The organism is Paenactinomyces guangxiensis (assembly GCF_016055185.1).
Taxonomy (GTDB): domain Bacteria; phylum Bacillota; class Bacilli; order Thermoactinomycetales; family Thermoactinomycetaceae; genus Paenactinomyces; species Paenactinomyces guangxiensis.
In genome coordinates this window covers 27,279-48,848 of record NZ_JAECVR010000025.1, presented here as the reverse complement: position 1 = coordinate 48,848, position 21,570 = coordinate 27,279, and the positions used below count along the sequence as shown (strand labels likewise).

The window sequence follows — 21,570 nt, the reverse complement described above, 5'->3', positions numbered from 1 at the left end:
GATGGTCCGTCATCTCAGCCTCAAGGACCTCTTGTAGCGTTTTTCCAAAGAGATCCTTTAACGTGTTATGAACTTCTTCTACCGTCTTACAATTTTTGGCTATCTCTTGAGCCAATTTTGTTCGAGCATTTTGCATAAATGGTCAACTCCTTGCAGGAAATTATTACCATTTACACAAAATTAATTACATACTCTTCTTAAAAATGCCAACCTCATCATTGCTGAAAAAAAAGGTCAATTTGTTCTTTACTCTCTAAACACAACTGCTTTTCAAGATATTTATTTATGGTTATTGAACTTGAAGAATGGGGGAGAATCCCAATGAAGAAGACAAACGTATATTCCTGTCTTTCCTTCATTGCAGCCATCGCAACCATTTTAATCAGTTTATATTTTTATCCTCAATTACCTCCAAAAGTACCGTTGCATTGGAACATATATGGAACGGCAGATCATTACGGCTCTAAAAGCATGACTCTGTTGCTCGCCTGTTTGCCCTTAGTCATTTGGTTGTTAATGAGAGCTTCGCCCAAATTTGATCCCCGAAAAGAGTCTTATAGAAAACATGCAAAACCATATTCCATCTTTAAATTCGTAATCGTTACCTTCCTGTCTGTAAGTGCGGTTACAACCATTCTGTCAGCCTCCGGGTACAATATAGACATGGCTGTCATTATAAAACTGGCAATAGCACTTCTTTTTATCACCCTCGGCAACTTTATGGGACAACTTCGTACCAACTTTTTTATCGGAATTCGCACTCCATGGACACTCACTTCAGAGATTTCCTGGAGAAAAACTCATAAAGCGGGCGGATATGTGTTTATTATCACAGGTTTATCATTTCTTTTATCCCTTTGGTTAAAAGGGGCCTCATCATTTCTGGTTCCTCTCATTGTGCTTATCACAGGAGTGATTTTTACGTTTGCATACTCATACGTTGTATACAGGAAAAATGAAACTTCAGGAAAGTAAAAGAAATTTAGACAGTCTCAAGCATCATCCTCTTGGTTATGTTTCATCCATAGAAGCAAAAAGGGTTATCGGTTCATACCGACACCCTTTTTTTATTGAGATTGCGAGGATGCTCATTTTTCTTGAGGAGGAATTGCTGATTCTCAGGGATCACAGGGGTCGCGCCTGGCACTTTCCATTCTCTTTAACCGTTGGTCCATATGTTCCCCGATCCGTTTCATCTCTTCCGTCATGCGCATATGTTTTCCAATCATGTGTTTTATCTCTTCCGTCATGCGCATGTGCTTCTCCATCATTTCCTTCATCTGCTTCATATAGTCTTCTTTTTGTTCACGCGTGATGGTTGCCGGATATGAATAGTAATCCGGATATGATGTTCTATATCCGTAATAATACAATGGTGTCACCCCTTTCATGGTTCTTCTCCATTATATGAATATTGACCTGATTGTCCCGCCCAATTAGGAAGTCCCTACTTATTTATACCGGTTTATATTCTAATATACATTTGAATATTGCAAGATTATCCGGTGTGTACTACTTTATTCAAAAGAATATTTGAATAAAGTGAGGAAAAAAATCATGTCTGATCAACCGAAACGAGAAACAGCAGATACTTGTGAAGTCTTTTGTAACAACGAGGCGAAAGTACAAAAATTGCAGCATCGAATACATGAAATGGAAGGAATTTCCCGGATTTTTAAAGTTCTTGCGGATGATACCCGCTTAAAAATCGTTTTTGCTTTGACGCTGGAGACGGAATAATGTGTTTGTGATGTGGCCCGGATCATCGGTTCAACAGTGGCGACTGCCTCCCATCACCTTCGCTTTTTGCGGAAGATGGGGATTGCCAAAAGCCGTAAAGAAGGAAAATTAATGTTTTATTCTTTGCAAGACGATAAGATCCAACAATTAATCCAAACAATTGATCGCAAACAGTATGCGTCTGCTAAAGAGCCGGTCCCTGGTTGAAAAGGAGCAGGATAATGAAAAATAAACGAAATATAAGAAATTACCGATGGTTGGCCCCTATTTATGATCCAATCGCAAACAATCACTGGTTTCAAAATGCACGCGAAAGAGAACTTGCCAATATCCAAGTCCGAACCATTACTTCATTAGCAAAAACACACTCCGGATTACCCCGCTGGCCAATCAGAGTGTGTTTTTGTTTTAACCGCAAAACCCGGAGACACCCGGCTTCTTTTCAAATCCGGCATATGGCTCGTTTTTCTCTGTCACGATTCCCCACCCTCTCTTTGTATCCTCAAAAACCTAGAAGAAAGTATATTACAAGGATTTTTTATTTTAAATAAAAAGATATTTACACTATTTTTGAATTGATCATGCAACAAAAAACACTCTAGACTTTCCCTATAGAAAGATCCAGAGTGTTTTGCCTTAGTAGTAAAAGCCAACTGCAGGGCTTTTCTTTTCAACAGGTACTGAAGCCGAACTTACACTGCTGCAGGTTCATCATTATATACTTTGGCTCCATCCACTTTCACCAGCTTGTGGAACTCTTGCATTAAGTGTTTGCTGATCGGTCCCGGTGTTCCATTGGCAATGCTGCGTCCGTCCACTTCCACGACCGGGATCACTTCTGCTGCTGTTCCGGTTAAAAATACCTCGGTGGCGACATATACATCATGGCGGGTAAAAGGTTCCTCTCTCACGTCATAACCAAGTTTTTCAGCCAGTTCGATGATTGCCTGCCGGGTAATTCCTTCCAATGCACCAACATATCCGGGCGGAGTAAGAAGCTTTCCATTTTTGACAATAAAGATATTATCACCCGAACCTTCTGCTACATATCCGTCAGAGTTTAACATCAAAGCTTCTGCGGCCCCGGCGCGGTTTGCTTCAATGCGGACCAAAATGTTGTTCAGATAGTTTAACGATTTGATTTTAGGGTCTAACGCATCAGGGACATTTCTTCTTGTGGGGACAGTAATAATTTTGATTCCCTTGTCAAACAGTTCTTTGTCAAACAGTTTCACCTGATCGACGATGATGATAACATTGGGCTCTACACAACTATTTGGATTAAGCGATAAATCCCCGACCCCCCTGGATACCACCAGACGTATGTAAGCATCACGAAGGCCGTTTTTGCGGACAGCTTCAACTACCGCCTGTTCCATCTCTTCCTGAGAATACGGAATATTTAGCAAAATTGATTTAGCAGAGTCGTACAAGCGTTGGACATGCTCCCGCAAACGGAATACATTCCCATCATATACGCGAATCCCTTCAAATACACCGTCTCCGTACAAAAAACCGTGGTCAAAAACAGAAACGGTTGCTTCTTCCTTACGAACATATTTACCATTCATAAAAATCCAACGTTCATTGTGCCCCATCGTAAACCACTGCTACTTAAAACATAGACAAATGCCAATTCAAGAGTTTTCTGCATCCATCTGACCCGCCGCTGTAATGGCTGTGGGTCGTTTGATCATTGTGAACTCTTTTCCATGTTTTAAGTAACAGTTTACACCTCCTTTTTTAATATGTTAAAAAGCCTCCATGCGCAGGTTGACCCAATCATCAGAACCTGCCGCAAGAGGCTTTTATCCCCACGGTGTACACTGTGCCCAGTGCTGATACCACTCGGACCAGACTCCCTCTGCGGGAAAAAGAGGGACGGAACCCTAGGTATCCTTCTGATTAAAAACATCATTTAGAAAACTTTGTTTAGAGTATTATAAAGTTCTGATGTATGATTGTCAATCATTTTGATATATTTTTGTATTTATCCCAGCTGGTAATTTGTAACATCCTATCTTTCAATCACTGTTTTCATTCTTTTTTTGTTAAAACAGGGATAGGAACCCAGTATGCGAACCTGACAGCCCAGAGCTTCAATCTCAGCCACAGCTCCTTGCATCAGCACGTGTTCATCCGGGAATTCCGTATCGATCAGAAAATAGTAATTTCCCAGCCCTGTTTTGGTTGGTCGGGACTCGATATGGCACAAGTTGATCTTACGCCAGGAAAAAGCGGCCAATACCTGATATAAAGCACCGGGATAATCGGAGGGAAGTGTCACTTGCAAACTTGTTTTAAACAGATCGGTCGACTGATTCCACACCTTCTTCTGTTTCCCGGCAGCAATGAAACGAGTATAGTTATTCGGATGGTCCTGTATTTCTTTTTTCAATATATAAAGTTCATTTAGTTCAGCGGCGCGGCCGGTTCCAATTGCCAGCCAGGGGTGATCCGGATTTTTGTGAATGATTTCGGCTGCTTTTGCAGTGCTTTCTGTGTATACCAGTTCCGCCCCCGGATGCTCTTTGCGCAGATATAGCTGGCACTGGGCGATCGCCTGCGGGTGGGAATAGATCCGGGTAAACTCCGCTTTCTCGCATTTCGCCTGAAGGGGGTGGACAAGCAGGCAATGGGTTATGGGATAGACTAACTCACCGATAATAGGTACATCAACATGGTGAACAAGCCAATCCAAGGTTGAATTTACCGAGCCCTCAATCGCATTTTCTACCGGGACAACGGCAATATCTGATACTCCGCGATCCACTGCGGTCAATACATCGGGAATGGACGGATAGGCAACCAGCTCTGTCGCCGGCTCCGGAAACAGCGTCATCGCCGCTTCGTGGGTAAATGTTCCCTGGGGTCCTAAATAGGCAACTGTTTCGATCATACTCTGACTCCTTTTATGTTTCCCAAGACTTTACTACGATTTGCTCCGGGTGTCAATTGGATAATCGCCCCTTCCCGACTGGCTCTTAATTCAACAACTTCCGCCGGGAGAGCAAGCTCTTTCATCTTTTCCCGGAAATATGCTTTGATTCTCTCTTGTTCAAAAGTAAATGAAAGGATGGTCGGGCCTGCACCGCTCAGGGCAACCCCCAGGGCTCCGTGGTGATGCGCTTCTTTCAGCACCTCTTTTAAACCCGGCACCAGTGCTTCACGATAAGGTTGGTGAAAACTATCTTTCATCGCTGTTTGCAGCAAATCCCATCGGCGGGTCAGCAGGGCAGCTACCAATAGATTTGCACGACTGCTGGAAAGAATCGCTTCGCGGCGGGGATAGAGATCTGGTAACACCTCGCGTGCCATCCGAGTCGAAAGGGGGTTCACAGGTATGACTGCCACAATCGGCAGATCCGGCGGTTCACACTGAACCAGATCAACTTCCCGCCCGTCCCAGGAGCCGATCACAACCCCTCCGTACAGCGAAGCACCGATATTATCCGGGTGCCCTTCCCATTCCATCGCGATCTGCAACAGTTCCTTTTTATCCCAGGGCTCACCTAACAGATGATTTGCTGCTGCCAATCCACCCACGATTGCTGCTGCACTGCTTCCCAATCCCCTGGTCAAAGGAATCTCACTTTCTACAGCCAGATGAAAAGGCGGCAGAGACACGCTTTGTTTTGAAAAGGCTTTTTTCATCACTTGCACGATTAAATTATCTTCACCTGGAGAAATACCGGCCAAGTGATCACCCAATAGTTCGATTTTCAATTGGGGGGAAGGTGAATATTTCAACCGCAAAAACCGATTGAGCGCCATGCCGATGGAGTCAAAACCGGGGCCCAGGTTGGCTGTACTGCAAGGGACAACTACTTCAAAACACCTGTCACTTGCCTGCATGGCATAAACCTTCTTCTCTCTTAATGACATCTAAGATCGCCTGCTTATCACAGGGGATCACTTTTGGTTTTACCTCCACATGAGCCAGTGCAGCATTTGGGTCCTTAAGCCCGTTTCCTGTTAACACACAAACCACTCTGGCACCTTTGTCCAAATTCCCCAGGGCCCGCATTTTGATCACCCCTGCGACCGATGCGGCCGAAGCCGGTTCACAGAAGATCCCTTCCAATCGGGCCAGCTTACTGTACGCAGCCAAAATTTCTTCATCGGTGACACTATCAATCGCGCCGTTGGACTCCTCCGCCGCCTGTACGGCCGTTTTCCAGCTGGCCGGATTTCCGATGCGAATAGCCGTGGCAACTGTTTCCGGTTGCAGGACAGGTTCCCCTCTGACGATCGCCGCCGCCCCTTCCGCTTCAAAGCCCCACATCCGGGGAAGCTTGTGACTGTGGCCCTTTTCTTTAAACTCGACAAATCCCTTCCAATAGGCTGAAATATTGCCGGCATTGCCAACTGGAATCGCCAAAATGTCCGGAGCCTCCCCCAATTGCTGGCACACTTCAAAGGCGGCTGTTTTCTGCCCCTCAATCCGATAGGGGTTGACTGAGTTGACCAGTGTGATTGGATACTGGTCCGTAATTTCCCGTACCATTGCCAGCGCCTGGTCAAAGTTTCCCTGAATTGATAACACCTCGGCGCCATACATGACAGCCTGCGACATTTTTCCCAGGGCTATATGCTGGTGCGGCACTACGACATAACACTTCATTCCCAGCTTTGCGGCATAAGCGGCGGCAGAAGCGGAGGTGTTTCCTGTCGAGGCGCACATTACAGCCTCGCTTCCATCCTCTTTCGCTTTGGCAATAGCGAGAACCATTCCCCGGTCTTTAAATGAACCGGTAGGATTGGCCCCCTCCCACTTTAAATACAAATCTGCACCAAGCTCCTCTGATAACTTTTCCGCCCGGAGCAGCGGTGTTTCCCCCTCATAGAGGGTAAGAGAAGGCGTTTGGTCCGTAATCGGCAAAAAGTAACGATATTTCTCCAAAATCCCTTGTCTCATCCTGGTTTTTCTCTCCTTTAATGTACATATCTCCGTTGAAAAACATTCCAAGAAAAAGTAATCAAATACATTTACAAATGAAGATTCCCTCTCTTTCCATTCATAGGCAGGCTAAATGATCAATAGTCGTTCACTCGTCTATTCCCCGCTTCCTACCACCACTGCCCGCCGGACACCTCTCAGATTTCGCAAATTTACTAATACATCATGTAGATCTTTATTCATCTGGGTTGTATCAACCGACATTGATACATTTGCCTCACCTTGTAAAGGAATCGTCTGATGAATGGTTAACACATTTGCTTCCGATGCCGCCAGAAACCCCAGCACACTGGACAGCACCCCGGCCCGGTGTTCCAGGATCATCGAGACAGTAACGATCTTTTCTTTCACCATCTTATTAAAAGGAAACACACTATCTTTGTACTTGTAAAAAGAGCTGCGGCTAATTCCCACTTGTTCCACAGCTTCTTGAACAGTTGCAACAGCACCTGTTTCCAAAAGCTTTTTTGCTTCTAAGGTCTTTTGAATCGCTTCGGGCAACATTTCTGCACGAACTAATACAAATGGATCTTCCATTCCGGATGTCCTCCATATATGTACAGTTGTAAAACTATTGCGGACATTGTACAACGTGAAAGCGCTATCACGCAATACTTTTTTCTCACTTTTTCAGTCATCAGGTTTTTCTGTACAGAAAAAAGTCCCTTTTCTCTTCAGATCCGCACTTGCCCCGTCCCCCGCCCCAGATATTTGTAACTGGTCAATTCTCTCAGTCCCATCGGCCCCCGGGCATGGAGTTTTTGTGTGGAGATACCGATTTCGGCACCAAATCCGTATTCAAACCCATCGGTGAATCGGGTTGAAGCATTATGATATACCGCTGCCGCATCGACGCGGCGCATAAACGTTTCCGCTGCTTGAACATCGTCGGTAATAATGGCTTCAGAGTGCTTCGTCCCATACTTGTCAATATGTTCAATCGCTTCACCCAGTGTCTTCACGACTTTGATCGCAAGCACAAGGTCTAAAAACTCTTCTTCCCAGTCTTCTTCACGCGCAGGCAAAATAGGAAGATTCCCGCCGATTCCCCCTTGTTCCAACCATAACCGCGTTTGATCACAACCCCGAATCTCAACGCCCCGTTCTTGCAGTTGCGCCACAATTTGACGGATCCATGCCGGTCCCACCCTCTCATGCACCAGGAGAGTTTCCATCGCATTGCATACAGAGGGGCGATGGGTTTTGGCATTAAGTACAACCTCTGTCGCCATTTCAAGATTGGCCTTCTCATCCACAAACACATGGCAGTTGCCGACCCCTGTCTCAATCACAGGCACTTGCGCATGTTGTACCACGCGTTGAATTAATCCGGCACCCCCGCGCGGTATCGCAAGATCAACCAATCCGCGCGCCTGAATCAGGATATCCACAGAGTCACGTTCTGTACGGTTAATAAACTGGATGGCCTCCGCTGAAAGACCGCTTTTCGTCAATCCCTCACGCATCGCGTCCACCAATTTACGATTTGTCCGTAAAGCTTCTTTTCCGCCGCGCAAAATCACGGCATTTCCTGCTTTCAACGCCAACCCCGCCGCATCCACCGTTACATTGGGCCGAGATTCATAAACCATGGCTATCACGCCAATCGGAACACGCACCTGTTCGATCCGCAACCCATCTGCCCTTGTAAAAGATTCAGTCACTTCCCCGACCGGATCAGGTAAAGCCATCAATTGACGCAAACCCTGTATCATATCCTCCAGCCGTTTTTCATGCAAGAGAAGCCGGTCGATCCGGCTTTCAGATTGCCCCGCCTCACGCGCTTCTGCCACATCGAGATCATTGGCGGCAAAAATCCCTTCCCTTCGCTCCCACAGTTGTTCAGCCATGGCCAGCAATGCTTGATTTTTCTTCTCCGCCGATGTAACCCCCAACTGCTTCGATGCAATGTGGGCAAGCCTGGCTTGTTGCAGCACCTCTTCCTTTAACCCGGTCAAGTCCATCATCCTATCTGGCCTCCTTCATCAAAGATTGTTGTCCGTGAAATCGGGTGCCTATCGCCTCTCCGGCCACCACCCGCTCCAGCACATCCGGTTCAAAACTTGAAGCGACAACCACATCAATCCCTGCGTCCATAGCGATTTTGGCGGCCGCCAATTTGGAGCGCATCCCGCCTGTTCCTGCTGGCGTACCATTGGCTCCGGCCATCTGTTCCAACTCATCAGTAATTTTCCAAATATCGTGGATCCGTTTGGCCTGCTTATCCTGACGGGGATCTGACGTATACATCCCGTCAATATCAGTAAGCAATACTAATAATTGTGCACTGGCTGTCACAGCCACCAGGCTGCTGAGTGTATCATTGTCACCAAACCGGATTTCTTCGACTGCAACCGTATCATTCTCATTGATGACCGGCACGATTGAATGGACGAGCAATGTTTCCATGGTGTTGCGGATATGGGCCAAACGATTGGCAGTCTGGATATCGGCACGGGTTAACAGCAGTTGTCCAATCACCAGCCCGTGCGCAGCAAACAAACGCTCATATAACTGAATTAACAGCCCTTGCCCCACCGCTGCCGCGGCCTGCTTCTCCGGCATAGAAATTGTGGTGCGATCCCAGCCCAATTTGCCCAGGCCCGCCGCAATCCCCCCGGATGAAACCAAAATCACCTGATAACCTTTTTGTTGTAATCCGGCAATCATTCGCACCAATCTAACCACTTTTTCCACAGCCAAACAACCCTGGTCATCGGTTAAACTACTGGACCCCACTTTGACGACAATCCGTTCCTGTTCCATCTTCATCCCCTCCCGTCAAATAAATTAAAAAATCCTCTCATCCCTGAAGGACGAAAGGATTTTCTTTCGCGGTACCACCTTCGTTGACATCACCCGGCCACACCTGATGATGCCCACTCCAATCCGAGTAACGGTCGGTTCCCGGCCCGCTTTTCACGGACTGCCAGGAAGGCGGGTTCAGTCTGCTTCCCCGGCAGGGGCTTCCAGCCACGACCCCCGCTCTCTTGGCGCTTCCACAGACTTACTCACTTCCTTAACGCAAGTATATTCACAGATGAACCTCCCCCACCTTAGAGGTGGAGGTTTCTAACCATCAGAATCAAGAAGCTCTCACGCATAGAAAGGTTTGCCTCGATCTAATGAATCGGAAAGTACTCCGGATTTCTAAGTAAGCAACATACACGGAAGTGTATGGGGCAGTCCGGACCATCTACTGCTTCCCGCATTAGCGATCCGAAGATACGTTGTACTCTATGAGTCGCAAATAGGTCCTATTTGGATCTTGCAGGAATCATTTTACGTGGTGACTGCTGATCCTCACTACAGCCCCATTTGATTCAGCGATCAAGGTACACATGTTCGTATGATGAATTTCGACACGTCTTGCTTTTTCCTTCTTTCAGGAAAAAAGTTTGTTTCTAAGTATCCCCGGAAGGAGATACCGAACAAAGCGCAATTCATCTCACCGCTTGTAGAAATGGGAGGCTTCTTGAGCAAGTATGTTAAAAACATTTATACAAGAGAGACTACGTCTTGTCAAGTGCGGAAGGAATATAACTTTCTTTAATATCTTTTCCCGCAAATCCGGAATTTGTAATCCTCCGCCACACCAGAAAAAACAATCAGGAAGGAAAACCATCATCCCATACACAACAAGTATGGACAAAACCTCCTCTTTTCTACCCGGAAGTTGATTTATTCCAAAGAAGTTGATGGATATTTTCTGCGCAAATACCAACTGGCAGTATGAAGCTGGGGATGAGCAAGTGCTGGTCATAATGGATTCCATCCTTTGCTGCCTTATGGAATCCATGCATAATTTCCAAAACATGAAATGCTAACTCTGCACTTGCCCGATGGGGTTCGTTACGAAGTAAAGCATACGCCAATTCCTCTGCTTCTGGCCATTCTCTGGATTCCTGGTTTCTAATAAAAACAGGACAAATGTATTCGGATCAGGTACAACCATCGAACCGCTGTTCCGTAAATATCTATACTCCGCAAACGATGATGCCATACATCAAAACTAGTAATAATTAGAAAGTCTGCTTTAAGGAATGGTTTTTGGTTTCAAATTCCCGCTAATTGGGAGGAGACAGAGATGTCTTCTCCCCTGTGACACACACTTTTACTGAAAAAGACTCTGCTTAGTCTTTCGGGAACAGCTTGGCCAGCGCTTCTTTTAGAGCCGGATTCCCCTGTTCCTCTTGCCGGTTTTGCTGTTTCAGAAATTTGTCAATCTCTTTCCTCGAGACCTTTCCCTTCTTTTCTTTATTTTTTCTCTCTTGAAAGGAACTGTACTTCTCGCGGTACCCACAAACACATACAAAAATCCGGCCTTCCCCTTCTCCGCGCAACTCCAGCTTTTTCCTGCATTCCGGGCATCGGGCATTGGTCACTCGGGCAATTCCCTTCCGATAACCGCAAGCCCGGTCCTGACATACGAGCATCTTCCCCTTCTTGCTCTTCACTTCCAGTAACCGTTTGCCACAGTCAGGACATCTGCTCGTTGACAGATTATCATGCTTAAACGTTTTGTCAGTCTCTTTGATCTGCCGGACCACTGCTTTCGCATAATTTCTCATATCTTTAATGAACGAATCCTTATCTAACTTCCCCTTGGCAATCGCCCCCAGCTTTTGCTCCCATTCGCCAGTCAAAGCAGGTGATATTAACTCTTCAGGAACCAGCTCAAGCAATTGCTTCCCCTTGGATGTAATGTGAATATACTTCCCTTTCTTCTCGATGACGAAGCTGTCAAACAGCTTTTCAATAATATCCGCCCGAGTCGCTACCGTACCCAGTCCGCCCGTTTCCCCCATCGTCTGAATCAAATCTTTTCGTTCGTCACTCATATATTTGACGGGATTTTCCATCGCCGCGAGCAAACTTCCTTCAGTAAATGGTTCCGGTGGCTGTGTCTCCCCGCTGGTTTGAGTCAGAGAGCGAATCTTCAACCGCTCTCCTTCCTTGATCTGCGGTAAGATTTGTTCTTTGATTCCTTCTGCTTTTTCTTCTTCGGGATGATCACCATACACTTGTTTCCATCCATATGACTGAATTACTTTTCCCCTTGCAAGAAACATCTCCCCGCCGATGTTCGCCTGAATCGTGGTTTGCTCATACTCAAACGGCGGATACATCACAGCAAAAAACCTTTTTACAACGAGATCATATATTTTTCTTTCTTTGGCACTCAACTTGTCCAAAAGGACAGGCTCTTCAGTAGGAATAATTGCATGATGATCAGAAACCTTGCTATTATCCACAAAGTGTCTGCCCGGCTTCAGATGTTTGCGGGCCTGACCGGCTAACATGGCATATGGCCCAACCCGGCAAGCCTCAATCCGCTCCTTTAAGGTATCCACAATATCGGTAGACAGATACCTGGAATCGGTTCTCGGGTAAGTGAGCACTTTATGATGTTCATATAATCCTTGAAGAACAGACAAGGTTTCCTTCGGGGAAAAACCAAAACGTTTGTTCGTCTCTCTTTGCAGTTCCGTTAAATCATAGAGAGGAGGTGCAAAGCTCTTTTTCTTTACTTTCTTTACTTCTGTAACGATCGCGTCCTGATTTTTTACTTTAGCAAGAATCTGATCACATTTCTCTTTTGCGAAACTTCTCCAATCCTTTGTCTTACTGTCTTGCCATACCAGATTAAGCTGGTTCTCGGCGATCGCTTCAATTCCGTAGAATGTCCTCGGCTTAAAGTTCTTAATTTCCGTTTCCCGCGCAGCAATCATCGCCAATGTAGGAGTTTGCACCCGTCCACAGGAAAGCGCGGCATTATGCTTGCATGTTAAAGCCCGTGTTGCGTTGATCCCTACCACCCAATCGGCTTCCGCCCTTGCCACGGCAGAACTGTAGAGATTTTCAAACTGTTTTCCATCTCTTAATTGTTGAAACCCCTCTTTTATCGCTTTATCCGTAACAGATGAGATCCAAAGACGTTTCACCGGCTTTTTCACATGTGCTTTCTCAATAATCCATCTGGCTACCAGCTCTCCCTCACGTCCGGCGTCAGTCGCGATAACGATCTGATTCACATCCGGCCTTAGCAAAAGCTTCTTTACCAGTTGGAACTGTTTACCTGTTTTTTTGATCACAACCAATTTGAAACGATCCGGAAGAAGAGGGAGATCTTCCAAGCGCCATGTTTTGTATTTTTCTCCATATGCTTCTGGATCAGCCAATGTAACCAGGTGCCCAAAAGCCCATGTTACGATATACTTGTTTCCTTCAAAATATCCGTTCCCCTGTTTGTGACAAGCGAGCACTCTGGCTATATCTCTGCCAACGGAAGGCTTTTCCGCCAATACCACTGTTTTGCTCATCTTAACATCCTCTCATAAGACAACACTTGCTATTTTTTATCCCTCATGCCAACATCATTTTATAACAAAAAAACCTGTGAAACCAAACAGGCCATATACACCGCCGGGCCGAAAACGGTTTGTTCGTTTTATGTTAAAATATGAATACTGCTTAATAGTAACACAATCAATAGGGAGATGAATGTATTGAAAATCTCTGTACTTTTTGTCTGCCTGGGCAATATATGCCGTTCCCCTATGGCAGAAGCAGTTTTTCGCCACTATGTCCGGGAGGAAGGACTGGAAGAACAAATCATGGTTGATTCAGCCGGAACAGGTGATTGGCATACCGGCGAACCCCCTCATCACGGCACACGTGCCAAGCTGGATGAAGCGGGGATCTCCTATGCCGGACAAAAAGCCCGGCAAGTCAAACCGGCAGACTTTGAAACATTTACATATATCATTGGCATGGATGACAGCAATATCGCAAACTTGCGCAAACTGGCCGGCCGCCGCGAGGCAAAACTATACCGGTTGGTCGATTTTATTCCGGAAACTACATATACGGAAGTTCCCGATCCCTGGTATACCGGTAATTTTGAGGAAACCTACCACCTGGTAAGTGAGGGATGCAGGGGTTTGCTGGAAACGATTAAACGGGAGCACGGATTGTAAAAAAAACCTTGCGTCCAGCGAACAAGATTGGACGCAAGGTTTATGGCTAAACTCCTATTTAATCCATCCGCGACGGATGAAAAGGTTAAACAGAGGATCTGCGGTCCATGAAAAAATGCAGAAAACAATATAAAGTACAATGATGGGAATGAGAAACGGGGCCCAATCCGGGGAACTCCTGGCAATGTATAACACAATTCTGTACATAATATAAAGCCCGATAATAAATCCCCATTTCCATTTCCCAAACCGATGCAAAAATAGGCTATACGACCAAAACAGGCCATACACCCTGTTTTTTGCTTTTAGCGAAATTAGAAAAACTTCCCTCAGTTCCGGGTCTTCAGGGTTCATCCGTATTGCTTCACGAAGATATTCAAATGCTTTTTTGCGTTCATTCTTTTTTGTAAGCAAGAACAGGCCATAGTGAAAATGCGTAAAATAGCTGTCCGGCGCCAGACGTAACGCTTGTAAAAGCGACTCTTCCTCTTGCTCAAGCTTACCCTTTTCAGACAATATTCTCGCCATCAGAATATGTGCCTCTTCTTCTTCAGGATCAAGCTCCAGTGCCACTTCTGCATGATGATAAGCCTGATCTGTTTTATGTTGAGACAGTAAAAAAAATCCATACCACAAGTGAGTAAGCGCATGATAAGGATAGATAGATAAAGCAGTTTGAAAAGCATTTTCTGCTTCTTCCCATTGCTTCTCTTCCCCTAACAGGCGGCCATACAGAGCATTTGCATAGTCATCTTCCGGGTCCAGACGCAGTGCCTCTTTCAGTGCCTGAATGGCCTTCTGTTTCTCCCTCTTCATCACATAGGCTCTCGCCATCATGACAAAAGCCTGGTTCTGCTCGGGATAAACCCTTAACAGGTTTTGCATGATTTGTATAGCCAGATCACATCGATGAACTTCAAGGGCATGTTCCGCTTTCATCATCTCGGCTTCCACTTGAAGCCCTTGTTCAGCTGCAAGCATAATATTCCCCTTTAACGTTTTTGAATATATGCCAGAATATCATCATAAATCCCGGACTCATTACTATAGGTGGCATAGTTTTTGGCGGTAGCCAACCATTCAAGAGTGGAAGGCTTAACCTTTTTGATCGCTTTCAATAAATCTTCTGTGGTAATGTTTCGCCTCTTCCCTGTTTTCATTGCTGCTTGAATCGCTTCGTCTGTGGCAAGGTTACAGACTGCCTGAATATCGGCTCCCGAGTACTTTTCCATTTTCTTCGCCGCTTTGACATAATCAATATTTTCAACGGGCTTATCGCGCAGATGAATGTGCAAGATCTCAACCCTTGCTTCAAGATCAGGCGGAGCTACAAACAACACGCGATCAAATCGTCCGGGCCGGCGCATGGCAGAATCGACAAACCATGGTGTATTGGTCGCTCCCAAGACCAAAATTTCGTTATTATTGGAATGAATTCCGTCCAACTCGCTCAGCAGCTGATTGGTCAGGGAGCGGGTATAAGATGATTGTGACTGTTGACGGCTTCCACCAATCGCATCCAATTCATCGATAAAGATAATGGTCGGCGTCTTTTCCCTTGCCCGTTCAAAAATTTCATGCAAATTTTTTTCACTTTGTCCAATATACATATCCAGGATATCGTGGATATTGATACTGACAAAATTTGCATGGCACTCTCCGGCTGTTGCTCTGGCAATAAATGTTTTCCCACACCCCGGTGGTCCGTAAAGCAAAAGGCCCCCGCCTACTTTTTTGCCGTAAGAGCGGAATAAATCAGGATTCTGAAACGGATAGATAATATTCATGCGAATATTTTCTTTTAACTCTTCTAAACCGCCAATATCCTGAAATGTGAGTTGCGGCTGTTCAAACAGATCATCCTGCTGTTGTCTCCCTTTAAATTCAACCACTCTTAACTTGGCTTTTACTTTAATGTTTTGACCAAATAATTCTTCTTGATAGTCTTTGTCTTCCAGAGAAGGGTCTGAATCAAGTGCCGCTTCATAGTATTTACCGGCAAGTTCATAATCCTCCAGTGAAAAACACGCTTTGGAAAGCAACAGATACATCTCTCCGGACACTTGATGTTTGTCTGCCTGTTCCAGAACCTGTTTGACTTGCTCAAACTTTCCCAGATCATAATAAGTACGGGCAAGCTGGAGACGGCAATCCAGGTCATCCTCAAAATGCTTCAATACCTCTTCAAAATACTGGATTGATTCCGAGGTTTTACCTGACTGTAACAGCAACTGACCCAGATATTTTTTAAGAGGGATATTATCCGGGCTAAACTTTGAGTGCTTCAAGGACCGCTGCAATATTTTTATCATGAGACTCCATAGTATATCCTCCTGCAGAAATAGCTAAATAAGAATGAATACAGGAATAAATATGATTACTTTTATATTTATAAACAAAATATTATATGCTATATCAAAATTACTTTTTGTTAAAAGAAAGCAGGAATGAAACCTCTTTCTGTTGTCACCTTTTACAGGCTACTAATTAACCATATGCCTGAGCTGCAATGGCAAACAGAAGGTGTCTTGATGGCAGTCTGTCTCCATTTAACAACATCACCGGAGGTTGATTTACCGTCTCAAAACCGCTGCAAAACAATGAATCCAATAAAGCCTGGTGTTCAGAGGGGACATCAATTCGGAGGGTACCTTGATATTTTCCGGCAATCTCATGAATGAGCCATCCGGCCATTAACGGGCCGGGGGCAATGACAGGTCCAATGACGAGCATCTCCGGGTTCTGAATGCCAAGAGCAAAACCAACCATCTCACCCGTTGGGTTTTTAAGTACAGCACTAAATCTGGCTTGAGTGATCCTATGCTTTAAAAAGACAGCTCTGTCCGCACCAAATGCCTGCCGGTCAAGCCGCAGTATTTCCTTAATGTCCTCTTTCCTGATCGGATGTATGATATAACTGTCGTCCGCAGGAGATTGCCTATTTTGATATTTGTTTGCGATCAATTTATATAATGTTCCCACTGTTTTAAATCCCAGCTTTTGATAGAGCGGTTTTCCCTGATCGGTTGACACAAGCGTCACCGGGGTATTCGGGAACATATTTATACATTTTTTTGTTATCGCTGTGCCAATCCCCATTCCTCTGCAGCCGGGGTCTACCATGACAGTGCCAAGAGAGGCTAAAGTTGTTCCATAAGGAAAAATGGCAGCAGTAGAAATCACCTTGCCGTTTTCGTTTTTATGCCCGTAAAGGTAGCCGGTTTGCAAAATCAACTCCAGCTCTTCTGCAGAATAATCCCAGCCCAATTGGTCTGAAAGGCCAATCACATCTTGAATATCCTGTTTTGTAAGCCTTTCAATATTGAAACTGTTCTTGCAATATGTATCCTTTGTAACTGACATCTCACATTCCGCCTTCCCGGTGAACTACCATCCATTCAAGGAGCAACTTAGGTAAATATTAATAAAAGAACACATGTTTGTAAATTGTATTTTCAAAAAACATCACTTACAATAAACCAGTAAATTCTTCGCTGATGGAATGAAACAGCCTCTACTGCGTAAATTTCCCAGAGTAATAAAATTTGCCAAAGATCTCGTAAGATATTTTTGTTAAGTGATTTAAGCAACTGATTAAAATAGCCCAAACCGAGAGGTTATATGGGTAAGCCTAAATAGTCGAGATATAATCGCCGGGTTTCTTCTCTCACTTTGTCCTCCTTACCGTGATTAAACAAAAAAACCGAACCATCCAGTTCGGCATTGTTGTTGATAATAAAGAATGTCAACAACGTCGGGCAAGGATCCGATTATGATTATGAGGGGAAAATCTTTTTCTGTCTTTGTAACCGACTCTATTTTTCACTCAGTTGTTGATATAACGTTCAAAAACAAAACCAAAGTCCTTGATGAGATATTGCTTTTTAGCATTTACAAGCCAGGAAAAAGCTGCTTCGTTTAATTCTTTAAACTGGGCTGTCAGATTGCTTTCAGCGCTTCTCATACTGCTTAATGTTGTTGAAGCCAATTGAAGGCTTTCCTTCGCATATCCAAATATAACTCCGTTATCATGTGAAATCTCAGCAATTTTAAGGAGCGCTTTATATAGATCCTTCACCTCTTCAATATGTTTTTTATGTACATCAATGGAGTAGGTGAGAGATCCGATTGTGAATTTAATTTCTACATCTAAATCTACTGTGCCTGCTGTTTCAAGTGTTACATTTGAAATATTGTTTGTACTGTAATCATAGCGGCGAAGAGTCCGTTTTTTGCTTGCGGCACTTGTTCCGTCAAGGTGAATGAGGGCTTTGTTCGTAAAGCAATATTCATCTGATTTTGATTTGATCAAGAAGAAAATTTTCTCATCATCTTCATGCATTACGTAATCATCAGCATCTACTTTGTCGTAATTTTCCGGTTTAATCACACTTCCTACATCGCTTAATCCCAGTATATCAGACGCTACTTTTCCAAACATTGGATCAATCCTTTCAATAGTTTTAAAAATCCTTTCAATGTAAATTGAGAAGATTTTTTACTATATTTCTATTGATAATAACATAGTATATTAGAAATCACGACCTCAGTTTAGCCAGAGGTCGTGAGACGTTAGCAGAATACAAAATCATACCCGCTTTAATGGTGTCAAAGTTATCATTTTTTTGCATGAACTACAGATCTATCGCATCACTTAATTCAAACTCCATCTCACCAATGCGAATGGTGTCCCCTTCTTTGGCCCCACGGGCTCTCAAAGCATCTTCCACACCCATTTGCTTAATCGTATGGGCAAAACGCATGACACTGTCATGGTAATTGAAATTGGTCATCTGGATCAGTTTTTCGATCCTTTCTCCCTCTACAACATAGACCTCGTTTTCACGGCGAATGGTGAAATCCGGCTTTTCTTCTTCACTTTTATACACTTTACGGGTGGCGGTAAACTCTTGTTGGACCACAGGTTCAATCGGCGCTTCTTTTTCGGCTTGATCGAGAAGATCTGCGACGGCAAACATAAGCTCTCTCAATCCCTGTCTCGTTGCCGCGGAGATGGGATAGACCTGCACATCCGGCCCCGCCTGTTCTTTAAACATTTCCAGGAATTCATCGGCATCGGGCAAATCCATTTTGTTGGCGGCGACAATTTGCGGGCGGTGCTCAAGGTCCTGACGGTACAGCTTAAGCTCTTTATTGATCTGCTTCCAGTCCTCATAAGGGTCCCGGCCTTCGGAGCCGGCCATGTCCAGTACGTGTACGAGCACTTTGGTTCGTTCTACATGGCGCAAAAACTGATGGCCCAACCCGACCCCCTGATGGGCCCCTTCAATCAGTCCGGGCAGGTCTGCCATTACAAAACTGCGCCCATCTTCAACTTGAACGACACCCAGGTTGGGAACAATCGTTGTAAAATGATAGGCGCCAATTTTCGGGCGGGCGGCTGAAACAACCGATAACAGGGTGGACTTTCCAACGCTGGGGTAGCCGATCAGCCCGACATCAGCCAACAGTTTCAGTTCCAGTTCTACCCAGCGCTCCTGGCCCGGTTCCCCATTTTCAGCAATTTCCGGAGCCGGGTTGACAGGGGTAGCAAAACGAATATTTCCCCGGCCCCCGCGACCTCCGCGAACAATAACCGCCCGCTGCCCCTGTTCCGTAAGATCAGCGATCAGTTCACTGGTATCCGCATCTCTGACCACGGTTCCCGGCGGGACTCTAACCACTTTGTCCTCCGCATTCGCCCCGTGTTGCGATTTAGGGCGTCCATTTTCGCCGCGCTCTGCTTTAAAGTGCTTTTGGTACCGGAAGTCCATCAGGGTGCGCAACCCTTCATCTACCTCAAAAACGACATCTCCGCCCCGGCCGCCGTCACCACCAGCCGGTCCGCCATAGGGAACATATTTTTCACGGCGGAAAGCCACCATCCCATTTCCCCCGTCTCCACCCTTTACATAAACTTTTACTGTATCTACAAACATACGTTTCCACCTGCCTAAGGTTCCATTCACAAATTCTGTACAATCTTGATCCCCTTATGGTCATGAAGCGGGAAGCTTTCACCCTTCCATCTGCTAATATGATTCCGCAATTGCTCCCACTCATGCGACGGGAAATCAAAGGTGACTAACGAACCGTCGTCACTAAACATTTCAATGGTTAAAATAGCCTGTTGTCCTTCTCGTGACAAGCCGATTTGCACTTGATTCCAATCATCATGTTCCTGAACTTGCTTTTCCAGCCACGGAAATACTTCTTCAAGAATACAGAGCAGATGTTGCTCATCTCGTTGTCCGGGTAATTGAAACTGGTTCTCTACCTGAATCCGGATTTCCCATTGCCGGTATCGGTGTGCCAGTGTTAAGAGGGTTACCGTCAGCGGAGGATAATGAAGTTCGCAGACAGCTCGTTCATTTAAGGCTTCTTTGACTAACTTTTGTAGGTAAGGAATGATCCGCTCTGATTTTTTCATTGTCTGGTAGCCCATCAGCACCTGGATATGGTTGAGAAAGTCGTGGCGCTGTCGGCTTAAGATCTGTTTGATCCGTTCCGCTTCGTTCAGTAAAGCTTTCTCGGTCTGTTTTTTGTGGGAAAAATAGATACCTCCGCCCAGGGTGATCATTGCAGCCAAAAAGAAAAAACCGGCTCCAACAGGTCCAAACGGCTGCAACAGCCAACCGATCAGTATGATGATGGTTGGACTAAACGGCTTGACGATTTCGATTAAGCCCTGCCCCACTGCTACCGCTCCCATCTCTATGTAGCTTCAGACCTTTATTTTACAGTATTTTCATAGAAAAGAAAAACCCTGGCATTTTGCCAGGGTTCCTGTTTTCCCCCACATTAAGCGTCAACACTTGCCGCAGCTTGTGCAACTGCTTCAGGGTAAATGCTTACACGCTTTTTGTCGCGACCGAAACGTTCAAAGCGAACCACACCGTCAGCTTTTGCAAACAGAGTGTCGTCGCCGCCTTTACCTACATTCAAACCAGGGTAGATTTTGGTTCCACGTTGGCGAACCAGGATGTTACCGGCCAATACCATTTGACCGTCGCCACGTTTGACGCCGAGACGTTTAGAGATGCTGTCACGACCGTTTTTTGTGGAACCTACTCCTTTTTTGGATGCGAAGCATTGAAGGTTAAGTTTAAGCATGAGATCCACCTCTTTTCAATTTAATTGTATTCGTTCTGTATTTTTCATCTTTCCTTCATTCTTACATAAGAAGGATATTCATCAGCCATACTTTTAAGCGAAACGGCCATCGCTTCCATAAGCAAACGAATCTTGGCGGCTTTTTCAGGGTCATCCAGATTTTCGGGCAAGCGACAGTCTACTTTGCCTTCACCGTCATCATCTGCATGCACTTTCACACCAAACATTTTTTCGATGGCATTAACCATACCGATGGATATGCCGGAAACTGCGGCACAGATAATGTCTTTTCCGGGTTCGGCATAGTTGGCATGTCCCGTGACCAATATCCGTTCAACTTCAGCTTGCTCATTTCGCTCAACTTGAATCCGAATCATTATGCCTCGATGTTTTCGATCACGACTTGAGTGAACGGCTGACGATGTCCTTTTTTCCGTTTGTAGTTCTTTTTCGGTTTATATTTAAACACGATGATCTTTTTTCCTTTTCCGTGTTTAACCACTTTACCGGTTACTTTCGCACCTTCAACATGCGGCGTACCGATTTTTATTTCACCGTCTGTATCCACGAGCAAGACTTTGTCGAAAGTAACAGTGTCACCTTCTTGGGCATTCAACTTTTCAATGAAAAGAACACTATCTTTCTCCACGCGGTATTGTTTACCACCGGTTTCAATTAAAGCGTACATGAGCTATCCTCCTCTAATAGAGACTCGCCACAACAGGAAAGGCAGAGAGCCTGTTTCACAAATCCTGGCTGTGTGCGGTGACAATCAAC

At 45.2% G+C, this 21,570-nt stretch carries 21 protein-coding genes and 2 pseudogenes; 4 read left to right on the top strand and 19 right to left on the bottom strand.

From position 1 onward, the window contains the following. Positions 1-196 precede the first annotated feature (196 nt). Together I8U27_RS21440 and I8U27_RS17885 are read left to right on the top strand one after the other, a co-directional pair. A pseudogene (locus I8U27_RS21440) lies at positions 197-325 on the top strand (transcriptional regulator); the annotation flags it as partial. After that, complete coding sequence (locus I8U27_RS17885; RefSeq protein ID WP_181754362.1) at positions 322-975, top strand: SdpI family protein; 654 nt, start codon at positions 322-324, stop codon at positions 973-975. The pseudogene I8U27_RS21440 and the gene I8U27_RS17885, both read left to right, overlap by 4 nt. A 143-nt stretch (positions 976-1,118) precedes the next feature. Here I8U27_RS17885 and I8U27_RS17880 read toward each other — a convergent pair whose 3' ends face one another. Continuing rightward, a complete protein-coding gene (locus I8U27_RS17880) occupies positions 1,119-1,391 on the bottom strand; it encodes a hypothetical protein (protein ID WP_181754360.1) in 273 nt (90 codons plus the stop codon). A 166-nt stretch (positions 1,392-1,557) separates the two neighbouring features. On the opposite strand from I8U27_RS17880, the pseudogene I8U27_RS17875 reads away from it, so the two are divergent. Next, positions 1,558-1,947, top strand: a pseudogene (locus I8U27_RS17875) (ArsR/SmtB family transcription factor). A 485-nt stretch (positions 1,948-2,432) separates the two neighbouring features. Here I8U27_RS17875 and ilvE read toward each other — a convergent pair. The 9 genes from ilvE to I8U27_RS17830 all read right to left on the bottom strand — a co-directional run bounded on the left by ilvE (position 2,433) and on the right by I8U27_RS17830 (position 13,023). Further along, positions 2,433-3,338, bottom strand: coding sequence for a branched-chain-amino-acid transaminase (ilvE, locus tag I8U27_RS17870; RefSeq protein WP_181754358.1), 906 nt, complete (start codon positions 3,336-3,338; stop codon positions 2,433-2,435). Positions 3,339-3,757: 419 nt separating this feature from the next. Beyond that, positions 3,758-4,639: a prephenate dehydratase gene (gene pheA / locus I8U27_RS17865; protein WP_181754356.1), complete on the bottom strand. Its 882-nt coding sequence runs from the start codon at positions 4,637-4,639 to the stop codon at positions 3,758-3,760. Continuing rightward, on the bottom strand, positions 4,636-5,625 hold the full coding sequence (gene thrB / locus I8U27_RS17860; RefSeq protein ID WP_181754354.1) for a homoserine kinase: 990 nt from the start codon (positions 5,623-5,625) through the stop codon (positions 4,636-4,638). The genes pheA and thrB overlap by 4 nt, the downstream gene beginning before the upstream one ends. Further along, the gene (gene thrC, locus I8U27_RS17855) at positions 5,582-6,658 is read right to left on the bottom strand and encodes a threonine synthase (RefSeq protein WP_181754352.1); all 1,077 of its coding nucleotides are present in this window, start codon (positions 6,656-6,658) and stop codon (positions 5,582-5,584) included. Before thrC ends, thrB begins: the two co-directional genes overlap by 44 nt. 138 nt (positions 6,659-6,796) lie before the next feature. After that, positions 6,797-7,237, bottom strand: coding sequence for an ACT domain-containing protein (locus I8U27_RS17850; protein WP_181754350.1), 441 nt, complete (start codon positions 7,235-7,237; stop codon positions 6,797-6,799). A gap of 137 nt (positions 7,238-7,374) precedes the next feature. Next, on the bottom strand, positions 7,375-8,667 hold the full coding sequence (locus tag I8U27_RS17845; RefSeq protein ID WP_181754348.1) for a glutamate-5-semialdehyde dehydrogenase: 1,293 nt from the start codon (positions 8,665-8,667) through the stop codon (positions 7,375-7,377). Position 8,668: 1 nt separating this feature from the next. Further along, entirely contained in the window at positions 8,669-9,466 is a 798-nt protein-coding gene (proB, locus tag I8U27_RS17840; RefSeq protein WP_181754346.1) for a glutamate 5-kinase, read from the bottom strand. Between the two features lie 37 nt (positions 9,467-9,503). Then, positions 9,504-9,677 (bottom strand): hypothetical protein, encoded by a 174-nt coding sequence (locus I8U27_RS17835; RefSeq protein ID WP_181754344.1) that lies wholly within the window; start codon positions 9,675-9,677, stop codon positions 9,504-9,506. Between the two features lie 1,156 nt (positions 9,678-10,833). Beyond that, positions 10,834-13,023 (bottom strand): DNA topoisomerase III, encoded by a 2,190-nt coding sequence (locus tag I8U27_RS17830; RefSeq protein ID WP_181754342.1) that lies wholly within the window; start codon positions 13,021-13,023, stop codon positions 10,834-10,836. 186 nt (positions 13,024-13,209) lie between these two features. Here I8U27_RS17830 and I8U27_RS17825 point away from each other — a divergent pair, with 186 nt between their 5' ends. Then, positions 13,210-13,680 carry a low molecular weight protein-tyrosine-phosphatase gene (locus tag I8U27_RS17825; RefSeq protein ID WP_309506179.1) on the top strand — a complete coding sequence of 157 codons (471 nt, stop codon included), beginning with the start codon at positions 13,210-13,212 and terminating at the stop codon, positions 13,678-13,680. Between the two features lie 54 nt (positions 13,681-13,734). Here the strand turns inward: I8U27_RS17825 and I8U27_RS17820 are convergent, their stop codons facing one another. From I8U27_RS17820 to rplU, 9 genes are all read right to left on the bottom strand, one after another. Further along, on the bottom strand, positions 13,735-14,661 hold the full coding sequence (locus I8U27_RS17820) for a tetratricopeptide repeat protein (protein WP_181754337.1): 927 nt from the start codon (positions 14,659-14,661) through the stop codon (positions 13,735-13,737). Between the two features lie 11 nt (positions 14,662-14,672). Next, complete coding sequence (locus tag I8U27_RS17815; RefSeq protein ID WP_198065900.1) at positions 14,673-15,992, bottom strand: ATP-binding protein; 1,320 nt, start codon at positions 15,990-15,992, stop codon at positions 14,673-14,675. 175 nt (positions 15,993-16,167) lie between these two features. Next, entirely contained in the window at positions 16,168-17,043 is an 876-nt protein-coding gene (locus tag I8U27_RS17810) for a GNAT family N-acetyltransferase (RefSeq protein ID WP_181754334.1), read from the bottom strand. Between the two features lie 463 nt (positions 17,044-17,506). Then, on the bottom strand, positions 17,507-18,121 hold the full coding sequence (locus tag I8U27_RS17805; RefSeq protein WP_181754332.1) for a PH domain-containing protein: 615 nt from the start codon (positions 18,119-18,121) through the stop codon (positions 17,507-17,509). Positions 18,122-18,314: 193 nt separating this feature from the next. Continuing rightward, positions 18,315-19,619, bottom strand: a complete 1,305-nt coding sequence (gene obgE / locus I8U27_RS17800) for a GTPase ObgE (RefSeq protein ID WP_181754330.1) — start codon at positions 19,617-19,619, stop codon at positions 18,315-18,317. Between the two features lie 26 nt (positions 19,620-19,645). After that, positions 19,646-20,377, bottom strand: coding sequence for a Spo0B domain-containing protein (locus tag I8U27_RS17795; protein WP_181754328.1), 732 nt, complete (start codon positions 20,375-20,377; stop codon positions 19,646-19,648). Between the two features lie 104 nt (positions 20,378-20,481). After that, positions 20,482-20,793, bottom strand: a complete 312-nt coding sequence (rpmA, locus tag I8U27_RS17790) for a 50S ribosomal protein L27 (protein WP_181754326.1) — start codon at positions 20,791-20,793, stop codon at positions 20,482-20,484. Between the two features lie 44 nt (positions 20,794-20,837). After that, positions 20,838-21,170 (bottom strand): ribosomal-processing cysteine protease Prp, encoded by a 333-nt coding sequence (locus I8U27_RS17785; RefSeq protein WP_181754324.1) that lies wholly within the window; start codon positions 21,168-21,170, stop codon positions 20,838-20,840. Then, positions 21,170-21,481, bottom strand: coding sequence for a 50S ribosomal protein L21 (gene rplU, locus I8U27_RS17780; protein WP_181754323.1), 312 nt, complete (start codon positions 21,479-21,481; stop codon positions 21,170-21,172). The genes I8U27_RS17785 and rplU overlap by 1 nt, the downstream gene beginning before the upstream one ends. Positions 21,482-21,570: the final 89 nt, after the last annotated feature.

Coding starts and splice junctions, on each gene's coding strand:
- I8U27_RS17885 (WP_181754362.1), top strand. CDS start 322: ATGAAGAAGACAAACGTATATTCCTGTCTTTCCTTCATTGCAGCCATC.
- I8U27_RS17880 (WP_181754360.1), bottom strand. CDS start 1,391: ATGAAAGGGGTGACACCATTGTATTATTACGGATATAGAACATCATAT.
- ilvE (WP_181754358.1), bottom strand. CDS start 3,338: ATGGGGCACAATGAACGTTGGATTTTTATGAATGGTAAATATGTTCGT.
- pheA (WP_181754356.1), bottom strand. CDS start 4,639: ATGATCGAAACAGTTGCCTATTTAGGACCCCAGGGAACATTTACCCAC.
- thrB (WP_181754354.1), bottom strand. CDS start 5,625: ATGTCATTAAGAGAGAAGAAGGTTTATGCCATGCAGGCAAGTGACAGG.
- thrC (WP_181754352.1), bottom strand. CDS start 6,658: ATGAGACAAGGGATTTTGGAGAAATATCGTTACTTTTTGCCGATTACG.
- I8U27_RS17850 (WP_181754350.1), bottom strand. CDS start 7,237: ATGGAAGATCCATTTGTATTAGTTCGTGCAGAAATGTTGCCCGAAGCG.
- I8U27_RS17845 (WP_181754348.1), bottom strand. CDS start 8,667: ATGATGGACTTGACCGGGTTAAAGGAAGAGGTGCTGCAACAAGCCAGG.
- proB (WP_181754346.1), bottom strand. CDS start 9,466: ATGGAACAGGAACGGATTGTCGTCAAAGTGGGGTCCAGTAGTTTAACC.
- I8U27_RS17830 (WP_181754342.1), bottom strand. CDS start 13,023: ATGAGCAAAACAGTGGTATTGGCGGAAAAGCCTTCCGTTGGCAGAGAT.
- I8U27_RS17820 (WP_181754337.1), bottom strand. CDS start 14,661: ATGCTTGCAGCTGAACAAGGGCTTCAAGTGGAAGCCGAGATGATGAAA.
- I8U27_RS17815 (WP_198065900.1), bottom strand. CDS start 15,992: ATGATAAAAATATTGCAGCGGTCCTTGAAGCACTCAAAGTTTAGCCCG.
- I8U27_RS17810 (WP_181754334.1), bottom strand. CDS start 17,043: ATGTCAGTTACAAAGGATACATATTGCAAGAACAGTTTCAATATTGAA.
- I8U27_RS17805 (WP_181754332.1), bottom strand. CDS start 18,121: ATGTTTGGAAAAGTAGCGTCTGATATACTGGGATTAAGCGATGTAGGA.
- obgE (WP_181754330.1), bottom strand. CDS start 19,619: ATGTTTGTAGATACAGTAAAAGTTTATGTAAAGGGTGGAGACGGGGGA.
- rpmA (WP_181754326.1), bottom strand. CDS start 20,793: ATGCTTAAACTTAACCTTCAATGCTTCGCATCCAAAAAAGGAGTAGGT.
- I8U27_RS17785 (WP_181754324.1), bottom strand. CDS start 21,170: ATGATTCGGATTCAAGTTGAGCGAAATGAGCAAGCTGAAGTTGAACGG.
- rplU (WP_181754323.1), bottom strand. CDS start 21,481: ATGTACGCTTTAATTGAAACCGGTGGTAAACAATACCGCGTGGAGAAA.